This window comes from Dyadobacter sp. (assembly GCF_051859145.1).
Lineage (GTDB): Bacteria > Bacteroidota > Bacteroidia > Cytophagales > Spirosomataceae > Dyadobacter.
Genome location: NZ_JBHYGF010000121.1, coordinates 1 through 10,225, shown reverse-complemented (window position 1 = coordinate 10,225; position 10,225 = coordinate 1). Strand labels below are relative to the sequence as shown.

Annotated in this window: 11 protein-coding genes; 4 read left to right on the top strand and 7 right to left on the bottom strand. The window is 47.7% G+C overall.

Going from position 1 to position 10,225, the window contains the following annotated elements; translation table 11 throughout:
* On the bottom strand, positions 1-1,196 hold a 1,196-nt coding region (locus ACTIE6_RS08760), incomplete at its 3' end, for a TonB-dependent receptor (protein WP_439556279.1).
* Positions 1,197-1,292: 96 nt separating this feature from the next.
* On the bottom strand, positions 1,293-2,108 hold the full coding sequence (locus tag ACTIE6_RS08755) for an AraC family transcriptional regulator (protein ID WP_439556278.1): 816 nt from the start codon (positions 2,106-2,108) through the stop codon (positions 1,293-1,295).
* A 172-nt stretch (positions 2,109-2,280) separates the two neighbouring features.
* Here ACTIE6_RS08755 and ACTIE6_RS08750 point away from each other — a divergent pair, with 172 nt between their 5' ends.
* Genes ACTIE6_RS08750 through ACTIE6_RS08740 form a run of 3 tightly spaced genes read left to right on the top strand, consistent with a single transcriptional unit; the run spans position 2,281 to position 3,528 of the window.
* Complete coding sequence (locus tag ACTIE6_RS08750; protein ID WP_439556277.1) at positions 2,281-2,595, top strand: ArsR/SmtB family transcription factor; 315 nt, start codon at positions 2,281-2,283, stop codon at positions 2,593-2,595.
* Between the two features lie 32 nt (positions 2,596-2,627).
* A complete protein-coding gene (locus ACTIE6_RS08745; RefSeq protein ID WP_439556276.1) occupies positions 2,628-3,005 on the top strand; it encodes a VOC family protein in 378 nt (125 codons plus the stop codon).
* Between the two features lie 10 nt (positions 3,006-3,015).
* The gene (locus ACTIE6_RS08740) at positions 3,016-3,528 is read left to right on the top strand and encodes an SRPBCC family protein (RefSeq protein ID WP_439556275.1); all 513 of its coding nucleotides are present in this window, start codon (positions 3,016-3,018) and stop codon (positions 3,526-3,528) included.
* 42 nt (positions 3,529-3,570) lie between these two features.
* Here ACTIE6_RS08740 and ACTIE6_RS08735 read toward each other — a convergent pair whose 3' ends face one another.
* The gene (locus tag ACTIE6_RS08735) at positions 3,571-4,743 is read right to left on the bottom strand and encodes a T9SS type A sorting domain-containing protein (protein ID WP_439556274.1); all 1,173 of its coding nucleotides are present in this window, start codon (positions 4,741-4,743) and stop codon (positions 3,571-3,573) included.
* Positions 4,744-5,090: 347 nt separating this feature from the next.
* On the opposite strand from ACTIE6_RS08735, the gene ACTIE6_RS08730 reads away from it, so the two are divergent.
* A complete protein-coding gene (locus ACTIE6_RS08730; protein ID WP_439556273.1) occupies positions 5,091-5,933 on the top strand; it encodes a pirin family protein in 843 nt (280 codons plus the stop codon).
* Between the two features lie 89 nt (positions 5,934-6,022).
* Here ACTIE6_RS08730 and ACTIE6_RS08725 read toward each other — a convergent pair whose 3' ends face one another.
* From ACTIE6_RS08725 to ACTIE6_RS08710, 4 genes are all read right to left on the bottom strand, one after another.
* Positions 6,023-7,474, bottom strand: coding sequence for a C1 family peptidase (locus ACTIE6_RS08725; protein ID WP_439556272.1), 1,452 nt, complete (start codon positions 7,472-7,474; stop codon positions 6,023-6,025).
* 12 nt (positions 7,475-7,486) lie between these two features.
* Positions 7,487-9,016, bottom strand: coding sequence for a hypothetical protein (locus ACTIE6_RS08720; protein ID WP_439556271.1), 1,530 nt, complete (start codon positions 9,014-9,016; stop codon positions 7,487-7,489).
* 12 nt (positions 9,017-9,028) lie between these two features.
* Positions 9,029-9,937, bottom strand: a complete 909-nt coding sequence (locus tag ACTIE6_RS08715; protein WP_439556270.1) for a hypothetical protein — start codon at positions 9,935-9,937, stop codon at positions 9,029-9,031.
* A gap of 50 nt (positions 9,938-9,987) precedes the next feature.
* Positions 9,988-10,225 (bottom strand): hypothetical protein (locus ACTIE6_RS08710; protein WP_439556269.1); only part of this gene is annotated, 238 nt, incomplete at its 5' end.

The window sequence follows — 10,225 nt, the reverse complement described above, 5'->3', positions numbered from 1 at the left end:
CCGGAAATGGAGATTGAAGATTTGTTTGTAAAAGTGTGTACATAATCCAGGTTCCCGAGCGTGATATCTGCTGTTTTCCGAGCAATGTTGCTGTTGAAATACGTGATCCTTCCCACTACTTCACCTGTTGTCAGGTTTGTTTTTGTGTTGTTATAAACAATGTCGGCGCGGCGCGATTGAGAGCGGTACCCTTTGTATATCCCAGCCGAAATGCTGTTTTTCTGATTGGGTGTAAATGTCAGGGATGCGCGGCCGGTGTAATTGTACCTGTTGAAACTGCGCTCGCCGTCGGACGGAAAGGTAGTCAGGATGTTACCGATCGTTGTGCGCACGTCCCCTACTCTTCTGCCCGCAATGTCGTTTCGGAGGTAACTTCCGCTCATTTGGAAATCCCATTTGGCACTTCTGAAACCAAAAGATGCATCTGCACCAAAACGTCGCGGATTTTTCAGGTTATCATAAGTGTACACAGCAGGCAGCCCGCCCATTACATTGGCAGAAAAATAGCGCTCGCCGGCCACAGCAGCTTTTGTCACAATATTGATAATCCCGCCTTTCCCGTCGGGATCAAACCTGGCCGAAGGGGAAGTAATTACCTCCACATTTTCGATGAGATTGGCGGGCAGCTGGCTCAGTACCTGCGCAGGGTCGGATTGTACCGGCTTTCCATTGATCAGCACCAGAAACCCGGAGGACCCTCTCAATGTGATCGCACCTTCGCTGTTCACAGTTACTGATGGTGTGTTTTTTAAAACATCCACCGCCGTGCCGCCTTTGCTGTTCAGGAAACTCCCTGCCTTGTACACCTGCCTGTCGACTTTATTCTCCACAACTCCCTGCGTACCGCGCACACGCACTTCTTCGAGCATACGGGAGTCCGCGCGTAAGGCGATGTTGACAACCTGGTTACCCCCGGTTTCGGGCAAACGCTGCCGCTGATTATGATAGCCGATATACTGTGCCTGAATATAGTAAGTGCCCGCGGCGATATCGCTAAACTGGTAAGCCCCCTGCTCGTTCGCGACCACGCCATTGACCAGTGTTGAATCGCTGCTTTTGTACAAGGTAACCGAACTGAATGGAAGCGGGAGGCCGGTTTGCTGGTCAGTCACTTTTCCAGATATACCGAAGGTAATTTGTGCCGATGCAGTGAGAAAGCTGCACAGACCTGATAACAGCAATGTAAAGAATTTCATCAAAAGTAAATTTCGCCCGATCGGAGTTGTTGATCAGGCAAAATTATACCCTGTAAATTGGTAGACTTGGTAGCTTAAAGCCGAAAACTGGTACATTCAGGAAATTCCTTTCCTGTAAATGCCGGGCAGCACACCCACCTGTCTTTTGAAAAACTTATTGAAATGCGAGGGATCGGTGAAGCCCAGTTCATAGGCAATCTCTGACAATGTATCCTCCGAGTACAGCAGCCGCTTTTTTGCTTCCAGGTTCAGTCTGGCATTGATGAGCTCGCCCGCCGTTTTGTCCAGGATCTTCCGGCAGGTATTGTTGAGTGTTTTGGTGGTGACGTGCAGGCTGTCTGCATAAAAACCTACTTCGTGGTTGGTTTTATAATGCGCATCAACCAGTCCGAAAAAGGCTGTCAGCTGATCGGGCAAAACCTGCGGCTGCGGCATATCAGTTTCCCTTTTCAGCAGATTGAATAATAACTGCAGATAAGTCTGGATTACCGCGGGATAATTTTCCTGCTGCTGCTGATATTCATTTTCGATGTTTTCGAAGATCCCGCAAATCTTCTGATCCACATGTTCCAGCTCATATCCGTTCCTGAAAATGGGCGGAAAACTTTGGAAAAGCACGTTATAAAAAGGTTGGTTGAGCAGGAAGTCTTTTTGCAGCATGATCACAAATCCCTTCGGAATTTCGGTCAGCGCCCAGCTGTGGATCTGGCCGGGCATCACGAAGTACAGGCTGTAAGGTTTAACCTCAAAATGATGGTGGTCAATATGGTGCACACCGGCGCCTTCCCGGAGGTAGATGATTTCGAGATAATCCTTGTGACCATGCGGGTTGGTCGTTTTGATTACTTCCTTCATTCTCTTGATCCTGAACAGCTCTGCCGTTTCGAGCTTGTTCTTGACAGGTATCTGCATGCGGTTTTAGCGGGTTAGGTCAATGCAAACATAAACACATACACCGGGATCGTCGTACAAGTTTCGACAGGCTATGAAAATAGTTGAGCAGTTTTTTTGAAGACAGTTGCATAACCGTTTGGTTATCTTTATAATTACATAACCGAACGGTTATATTTATTTGTAAATTGAAATGACAGCGCGAAGAGATGTTTTTCAGGCCATTGCAGATCCGACCAGAAGGGCGATGATCGGGTTACTTGCCTCCCGTACGATGACCGTCAGCGACGTAGCTGACAATTTTTACATGAGCCAGCCGGCGATTTCCAAACATATCAAGATCCTTACCGAATGCGGGCTTGTGGTTATGGTAAAACACGGACGCGAAAAACGTTGCCGGGCCAACCTGGGTGCGCTGGAAGAAGTTGCCAGATGGGCCGAACAGCACCTCGCATTCTGGAATAACCGGCTTGATAAGCTTGAAGACCTTTTGAACAATGAACAGTAAATGCTTTTTTCCAAACCTTAAAAATTGATCGTATGAAAATCGAAATGGTGAGTGTGTTTGTCAATGATGTTGTTAAAGCGCACAAGTTTTACACGGAGAAGCTGGGTTTTGTGGAGAAAATGTTCGTTCCCGAAGCTTACCTGGCGATAGTTGCGTCGTCGGACCAGCCAGACGGCACTTCGATCCTGCTGGAACCCAACCAGAACCCGATTGCCTCCACTTACCAGACCAGCTTGTGGGAAGCCAACCTGCCGGTGATCACCTTTTCTACGAGCGACATTTATAAGGAGTACGAGAAATTGAGCGCTGCGGGCGTGGTTTTCCGCAAAGCGCCCGTGAAAACGGAATGGGGCTATGAGGCGATTTTTGAAGATACCTGCGGAAATCTGATCCAGCTGGCGGCATTCTGACCGATTGATCATGGAGAAAAAAGGAAAGATCCTCGCCCCGGGCGTAATCTGCTTTGAGCGCATTTTCAACAGCAGCATTGAAAAAGTATGGAGTTACCTCACGGACTCTGAAAAACGCGGCAAATGGCTGGCAAAAGGTGAAATGGAGCTATTCCCCGGCGGTAATTTCACCTTGCATTTTCTACACAGCGAACTCAGCCCGATTCCTGGTCCGCCGCCCGAAATGCATAAAGCAATTGAGGCTGGACATAGTTTCAGCGGTACAGTGTTGCAGGTCAATCCGCCCCATTTGCTTTCATTCACCTGGCACGACGATTCCGAAGTTACCTTCGAGCTAAGCACAGAAGCTGACGGCGTGCGCCTGGTACTTACCCACCGGAACATAGCAGACAAAGGCAAAAACCGCCAGATGATCGGCAGCGGCTGGCACACGCACCTCGAAATCCTCGAAGCGAATCTGCACGGAGAAGTACCCCGGAATTTTTGGGTGATTTTTGAGGAGACGCAGAAAGGATATATATAGATGCCGGGAGGAGGTGACAGGATTCACCTCCCCTTTGGCGTATTACTTTTTAATGAACTTATATCTTGCAGTACTGCCGTCTTTCAGCTTGACACTGGCAATGTAAATTCCTGTTGAAAGGTGATAAACATCGAGCGCGCTGCTTGTATACTTCGTTGCGCTGATCTTGTGGCCAGATGTATGATAAATTGATATTTCTTCAATCAGCTCCTCATTAAGATTTTGGAAGCTTAGCTTGTTTTCTACCGGATTGGCAAATGTCACCTCAGCAAGAGCTTCCATCTTGATCCATTCTATTCCGGAGTAGGCAAATGTCCCGTCCTGATCTACCATTTTCAACCGGTAGTAGTTGGCACCATGCATTGGTTCCTTGTCTGTAAAATTGTAAATAGATGGTGCTTTACTTTCTCCTTGCGCAAACACCTTTCCAATTGCAGACCAGCCAAGTCCATTCCTACTTCTTTGTATTTCAAAATAGCTGCTATTTGTCTCCTCAGAAGTTGACCAGGTGAGATTTGAAGTTGTGTTCTCCGCCTTGGCTTTAAAATTCACAAGTGTTACTGGCAGCGTTCCGCAGTTAGCAAGTACTTCGGATAAACTTGTACATCCAGGGCCATTCCCGAAAATTATGGCACCCAACATTCCGGGTGGAGTTCTCACACCGGCACATATGAATTCAAAATTGCAATCGCTTAACAGAGGATTTTCCGCCATGTCAATTCTACTACCACGAGGTGGCGGAGGTAGATGATGCAATGCACTCAAATCAGACAAGAGCAAATTAGAGTACAAGTCAAAGTAATCCAGCCTTTCCAGATTTTCAAGGCCCTGCAAACTGGTGAGTTCAGTATAGGAAAGAGATAAGTTCCCCAAGAATTTCAGATTACTCAAGGCAGAGAAATTTTTTAATTCACTATTCGAGACAATGGTTAAACCTCCAAGTGAAGGGAGGTTAGACAGCCCGGAAATACTTGAAATCGAGATAAAAACCGCTCTTACCCTTCCGCCAATAGACGTTAGATGACTCAGCCCATCGAGATTTGTAACATCTCCACCTAATTCGAAATCCAAGTTTTTCCCCGGAGCCGTGCAGGCGGGATAGTTTGTTTTAAAATTATCAATTTGAGCTTGTGTCGTAATCGTTCCGGTCGGGCATTGTGCAAGGTTAACGAAGGGAATACATAGGAAAATGAGAATGGTGTACAGTTTTAGCATAAAAAAATTTGACAATGTTTATATTAAAATAGATAAGGCGAAGACAAGATAAGGAAAATACAATCCGGATCCGGGTCAATTTGTCACTATCGTTAACTTTATTTATCCAATGGTTTAAGGTTGCAAAACAACTTTCATCATGCAAAGTCGACAGGACTATATTGAACTGTACTTCAATTAGTTATTCGTCTAACTAACCTATTGTATAGCGGAGAGAGAGGACGCTATTGTTTGTTTTTGTGTTTGTTCTATGACGTCAAATTTTTGGCAAAAACATGGAATCAATTGAAGATAGAGAGATAATAAAGCATATGGAAACTCCAATTTTAAACCGCAAACTGGTTAAGGTGCAAACTCCCCGAGCACAGCAGGGATTCCTCGGTCCCGACCATATTGCACGGGCGGTCATACAGAATGATTTTAGCAACAGTGACCCATTCATTATTTTAATGGATGATTTTTTAGATAAAAAAGACAATGAACCCGTAGGTGGCCCCCACCCTCATGCCGGGTTTGAAACGGTCTCGCTTTTGATCGAAGGTGAAGTGGGCGATTCGGCGCATACCATGAAGTCGGGCGATTTCCAAATGATGACTGCGGGAAGCGGTATTGTCCATACGGAGACCATCGAAGGCGAGTCGAAATTGCGGCTGCTGCAAATGTGGCTTAACCTGCCCAAAAAAGACAGGTGGATTACACCGCGCGTGCAGGATCTTTCATTCGAGAATGTGCCGAAAGTCTATGAAAATGGGGTGGAAATCCGGGTTTACAGCGGCACCTTAGCCGGCGTTACTTCACCTGTGAAGAACCACACACCCGTGGTAATTGCCGACATGATCCTGCAACCAGGCGCAAAAACGACACAAAAGTTGCCCGCTACATTCAATGCTTTTCTGTATGTAATTGAAGGCAGCCTGGAAGTCGGAAATTCGGGCGCATTAACCGATGGTCAGATCGGTTGGTTTGACAGGCTTAACGAAGCAGGCGAAAGCACATTCAGCCTCTCCGGCGGCAGCGCAGGCGGACGGGCTATCCTGTACGCCGGCCAACCTCAAAACGACCCCATAGTTTCCTACGGACCTTTCATTGCCGATAAAGACGAAGAGATCCGAAATCTCTACCGCGATTACAGATCCGGCAAAATCGGGCACGTGTCGGACTTACCGGAGGAGCAGCGGTTCATGTATTAGTTTGGTGGTAGTTACAGGCTAAAAGCTAGTTCTCGCAGCATTGGGAATGAGGAGTTTGCTTTGCAGACCGATCGGTTGGATGGGCATTTTCATTCAACAGATTCAATTCGAAGTATCAGAGGAACTGTATTGCCTGGTCCTCCTGCGCCTGAAAACCGCATCTCGCTTGCTTCGTAGCGGATGATGCCGGCCTTCATAAGGCGATCGCCGAGACTTTCACGGATCCGTGCAGGGATAGCTCCGGTTCCGTTTTCAATGCGGTTAAAAATGCCATTCAGATCGGGCATCAGGGACTCGCTGCTGTAAAGCACGCACAGATAATCTGATCCCGCTTCTTCTATAAGCAATGCCGTTTCAGGGGAAGGTATCACCATGTCGAAATTCCTGACTGGTAGTTTGTCACCTGTACCAAGGCCGAAATCCTTCTCCCGGGGCCAGTGCAGGGTAGGTTTTCCTTTACTGTCGACGCTAAAAACGCACATCGAAAGTCCATTATGCAGGTTATTGGTCAACAACTGAAACGCCTGGCCCACCTTCCAGTCTTTCTTTGCAAACTGATAAACGCCATTGCCCGCATGCGCAGGAGCAATCCGCACGAAACTGCCGGTTTCTTCATCCAGATACTGAAACCCGAATACACCGCCAACTTTCGCAACCCCAGTTGTGGCAGGAGATTGCAAAGGCAGCTCTTCCGGCAGGATCAGGACAATGCCGGCTTTCGCTACTTTTGAAAAATCCTCAAATTTGATCCAGAAAGCCCCATCTCGCCCCCATGCTTTCCCCCAGCTATTCAATATTTTAAATGCTTTTTTCGGTAAATCATAACCCACAACCGTCATGGCGTGACCGTACTTTTTGACTCCTTCCTTCTTGGGATCATAATAAGCGTCCGTTGCATTCAGTCTTGCAAAAACATCGCCCACTTCCATCCCCACGATCACAGGCAGGTCATTGAATGCGATGGCTTGCAAAATGGCCTGAACACCCTTGTTCCCGGGATCTTTTTTGTAATCAAACACGGCCTGATAATCCCGGATTGGAAAGATCGGCGAAACCGATGCCGGTAACTTTCCATTGCAGGCATTAACCGGAAATTTCGCGTAAGGAATATTACCCCGCGTCTTCATATAATCAGCAATCTCAAATATGTCCATTCCCCCTTCACAGCCAGGTCGCAATTTTTTGTAGGGGTACATGGCAGAGAGAGCAATTGCATCTATTGCAGACCGCTCCGTGATTTTGTGCTGAATGGCATACTGAATGGTATAGGCATAATAGGCAGTTGCCCACGCAACACAGCTCTGTATGGCGCCTTGTGCGGCAGGCCCGGGCGCATATCGCATTAAATCTTTTGTTAATGCAATGGTTTCCAAGCTCTTTGTTCCGGAAACCTGCTCCGGCATTCGCGGAATGCGGGAAAAATCCTGTTCATTAAAGATGAGCCCGAAGCCTTGTTGCGCCTGGCCAAAAAGCATGGAACAAACAAGCATCAGCAATGCTGTAAGACAAAGCGCGGGTGCAGGTTTCATTGACTTTGCCAAATCTATAAATGTTTAATTCCCTTCCAGTTTCAGGATAATGGGTACCACGAACCTTTCGGGCACCCGGCCGGCAACAAATTTCATTTGCCCCTTTTCAAAATTCACAAGTGATTTCGGAGCAAAATATTTTCCAAAAACCTGCTGCAAGCGCAATGGAAAATCGACAGAGTGCCCTTTCAGTTCTTCAACAAGCGCCTTAACCTCAGTATCCATTCTGATTGTACTGTAAATCGCCAGGAGCCAGTCTGTTCCCGCCAGTTCCTTGATGAAAACCTGCTCGCGCCTGGTCTGGATTCCATTCATTTCGTAATGCAGGATCGGCTCAGGAATGACAACCTCACTTCCCGCCTCCGCCAGTAAGGGCGATGAATGTTCAGTAAAACCCGCATCTGTATTCTTCTGATAAGGAAAATGCAACTGCGCCTTTCCCTCGGGATCAACACCCACTACATATAAGAAGCTGCCAGCCGTGCCGGAGCCAACCAACCGGAACCGGGACTGCACATCATAACCCTGGCCCGTCTCGTAATATCCATCAGCATGCAGGTTCAATGCGACGGGCACATAAGCCCCCTGCTCATTTACCACATTGAGCTGCAACGAACCGCTCATCGCCGTACGATTTGAGACGGAATTTCCGGTGACCGTTTGCTGACGTGCAACAGTGTGGGCCGCTGGTTTCTGTGCAGGAATCAGCCCGTCTTCCATGGTGATTTCAAAGGCGTATTTTGCGTCAGCGAGGTCTGCATAACGCAACCAGGCAAAGCCGTCCCTACCCCAATTCTTCCCGGTCGGATGCGCGATTTCAAATGCCTGTTTCTGGTCATCATAACCCGTCACCACGACTGTCCGTAGCTCCTGTCCAAAAGAGCCGGGTGTCCATTGGTCTGTTTTCAGTTTCTCAAATGCTTCATCGGCCAGCATGCATAAGACAACCGGATGCTTGCGACCCAGACTGCGTTTCATCACAAATTGCTTCTGCCCAATGCTTTGCTGCGCATCCGTTTGGTCACTTGTAAAAAGCCTTGTCATGGCACGGATTCGGTATCGGTCTACCCTGTTGAGCAGCTCCCGCGACGGTTGACGGTGACAGTCCGCAGCTTTTTCTCGGTAATATGCAAGTTTCACCATACCTCCTTTTGTAAGCAGATCCTGCGTTTGCCTCATCCAGTCTTTATGAAGCTTGCAGCTTGCAGCCGAGGATTTTGGCAGCATATCAAACAAAAAATAGGGTGAAAAGGCGTTTTTCTCAATTTGATCCCGGGTCCAATTTCTTTCGATTCCAACCTGCATGCTCAATGCTTTGCTGATCGCCGCAGTCCACGCCAGCCCGCCGGTAGCAGCAATGGGAGAAACGGGACAATACATTCGCATGCTCACAGTTTTTGGCACGCTTGCATTTGCCTCCGTCCCGAAAAGCATATTCGCAACTTCTATGCTGTGATATGCCAAATCATTGACTTCCAATCCAGTTTCATGTGAAATCCCCTGGCCGCTGGCTATTTTGACAAGGCTGAATAAAAAGAGCGGCAGATACTTCATGTTACCAATGCTTTATTTCAATTCATTCAATAATTGCCCGGCTTCATTGTTGAATTTCGAAGCGCTGTCACTTTTAATGGCATTCAGGATTATGCGTGCTTTCACAGGGTCGTTGTTTTTGAGGTGGGCCAATGCGGTATACCAGCGTGCTTCGTCACGCAATGGGTTTTTAACTTCCTGCAAATAAGTCAATGCCCGCACTGCTTCGCCTTTTGACAGATAACTTACGCCCAGGTAAAACTTGCGGAAAGATTCCAGCACGGGATCTGTCTTGTCTTTAACCCCTTTTTCCCCTGCTCCATATTCATCTTTTTTTCCTGTCAACTGACTGATCCTTCTGTCTTTGAGCAACCTGATCGCCTCGTCGGTTCGCTGATTTTCAAATGCGCTGACTGCCTTTTTAAACCTGCGGGGAACATTCTCCCTTGGCTGCGCGGCTTCGTCGATAAACACTGCGACCATATCTGCCGCACTCGGGTTGATCATGCTATCCTTTTTGTTTTCAATAGCAACATCGTCACCCGTGTGTTTCTGAGTTTTCCAAAGCCACGCACCAAAGCCCAGCACGATCAGGACCACGGCTGCGGCGGCGATCCGGTTCGGCCAAAGCGACATTACCTGCGATTCCTTTTCCGGCGCGGGGTCTTGCTGCGGCCGCAGCAGCGGGATTTCTTTAAGGGGCAAAGCTTCCTTTTCACGGGAAAGCTGACCATTCGCGATCATCTGGTCACGCAGCTCCAATAAATGGTCTTTCACCTTCGTAAAGCGGTACATCTGTGCGATCCGCCGGATTTCCACTTCCTCAGCAAATGCCTGGTCCGACTGCATTCTGAGTTCAAACCTTTTCCGCTCCTCGGGCTCCATGAGCTGGTGCACATAGAGCTGAATCTGGTTTATTTCTTCCTGGCTTAAATTTTCCACTTTCAGAAGTTTTTGATTTTAATTTCTGCCGACAATCCGCACTACCTGAATTATTTCGTGATGTTGAAAAACCGCAGGTAGCTTCTTTTCACGCTTGATTTGAGATTGTCCACAGTTCCTGCTTTCAAATCCATCATGATAACAATCATCTCTTCGGTTTTACCTTCTGAAAGCAGCCTGAGCAACTCTTCCTCGCGGTCGTTCAGCGTTCTTCGGAATGAACGGAACTCGTCTTCAAAAGCGATTTCCATAATCGGGTCGGCCTGGATAAACAAAGACTCAAACAGG

Coding starts and splice junctions, on each gene's coding strand:
- ACTIE6_RS08755 (WP_439556278.1), bottom strand. CDS start 2,108: ATGCAGATACCTGTCAAGAACAAGCTCGAAACGGCAGAGCTGTTCAGG.
- ACTIE6_RS08750 (WP_439556277.1), top strand. CDS start 2,281: ATGACAGCGCGAAGAGATGTTTTTCAGGCCATTGCAGATCCGACCAGA.
- ACTIE6_RS08745 (WP_439556276.1), top strand. CDS start 2,628: ATGAAAATCGAAATGGTGAGTGTGTTTGTCAATGATGTTGTTAAAGCG.
- ACTIE6_RS08740 (WP_439556275.1), top strand. CDS start 3,016: ATGGAGAAAAAAGGAAAGATCCTCGCCCCGGGCGTAATCTGCTTTGAG.
- ACTIE6_RS08735 (WP_439556274.1), bottom strand. CDS start 4,743: ATGCTAAAACTGTACACCATTCTCATTTTCCTATGTATTCCCTTCGTT.
- ACTIE6_RS08720 (WP_439556271.1), bottom strand. CDS start 9,016: ATGAAGTATCTGCCGCTCTTTTTATTCAGCCTTGTCAAAATAGCCAGC.